Annotated in this window: 1 protein-coding gene; it reads right to left on the reverse strand. The window is 55.6% G+C overall.

The window, feature by feature from the left end:
- Positions 1-227: 227 nt before the first annotated feature.
- On the reverse strand, positions 228-1,527 hold a 1,300-nt coding region (locus NW819_RS12860; protein ID WP_414413980.1), incomplete at its 5' end, for a helicase-related protein.

Genomic DNA, 1,527 nt, shown 5'->3' on the forward strand with positions numbered 1-1,527 from the left:
GCTTGAGCCAAGGGGATCCCTGAGGAGGCAGAGGCGACGGCAGGGGTGAGCCAGAGACCTATCCCCACCGTCAGCCCAACCCAAAGAGCTGCTCGCTTAAGTGGGACGGAGTCCTGCATGGCCGGTTTGGTACGAACGCCCATCGATAATTGGGGATCCCTGGTGCTGCCCCGCAAGCTCATGGTGGCACAAGCCGACCTCAATTTTGGCCGATCTGAGCAAGGATTTTAGGTGCCCTGAGAATGGCCCAGAAGGCGTTGACGCAGCTTTTTGATTCTATCTCGCAGCTCGGCGGCTTCCTCAAATTCTAGGTTTTTGGCGGCCTCTTTCATCTTCAGTTCCAGTTGGCCGATCAGCTCCGGAATCTCGGAGAGAGGGATCTCTTGCGCAGCTTGAAAGGCTTTTTCCAGATCTGGGTCGTTAAGTTTGCGGGAGATGGCCAAAAAAGACAAGATGGCATTGCTGTTTTTCTTGACGATGGGCTTGGGCGTGATGTTGTGTTGGCGGTTGTATTGCAATTGAATTTCGCGGCGACGCTGGGTTTCGGCAATGGCCCGGGCCATGCTGCTGGTCATGGTGTCGGCGTACATCACCACCGTTCCACGGACATTCCGCGCTGCCCGCCCGATCATCTGAATCAGGGAGCGCTCTGCTCGCAAAAACCCTTCTTTGTCGGCATCCAAAATGGCCACCAAAGAAACTTCTGGCAAGTCCAACCCTTCCCGGAGCAAGTTAACTCCTACCAACACGTCAAAGGCCCCTTCTCGAAAGTCTTGTAGGATTTCAATTCGCTCAATCGAGGTGATCTCGGAATGCAAATAGCGAACTCGGATCCCTCGCTCCTGGAGATATTCCGTGAGGTCCTCTGCCATCCGTTTGGTGAGGGTGGTCACGATCACCCGTTCGGCAGATCCCTGCCGAGAGCGTTCCAATCGCAAGTAAATTTCTCCCAGCAAATCGTCCACTTGCCCAGCCGTGGGGCGCACATGCACCTCAGGATCCACCACGCCGGTGGGCCGAATTACCTGTTCGATAACCCGACCGCTGCCCTGCACATAAAACTTCAAGGTCTTGCCATCTTCCACCAGAGTTTCAAATTGGGCCTCGCTCTGCTCCAGTTCCCAGTTGCCGGGGGTAGCCGAAACAAAGATACACTGATGAACCTTGGCCCAAAATTCTTCGGCTTTGAGGGGGCGATTGTCGAGGGCGCTGGGCAGGCGAAAACCATGATCTACCAGCACCTGCTTGCGGGCACGGTCGCCATTGTACATGCCGCGAATTTGGGGCACAGTGACGTGGGATTCATCCACCACCAGCAGCCAATCGTTGGCCTTGAAATAATCCACCAAGCAGGCGGGGGGCTCTCCTGCTTTGCGTCCCGTTAAATGTCTGGAGTAGTTTTCGATCCCGTTGCAATAGCCCACCTCTCGCAGCATTTCTAGGTCGTAGCGGGTGCGCTGTTCCAGCCGTTGGGCTTCCAGGAGCTTGCCTTCTTTGCGAAAGAGGGCCAGTTGCTCTTCCAGTTCT

Origin of the sequence: Synechococcus sp. R8-2, from assembly GCF_047461715.1 — a bacterium.
In the GTDB taxonomy this organism is placed as follows: domain Bacteria; phylum Cyanobacteriota; class Cyanobacteriia; order Thermostichales; family Thermostichaceae; genus Thermostichus.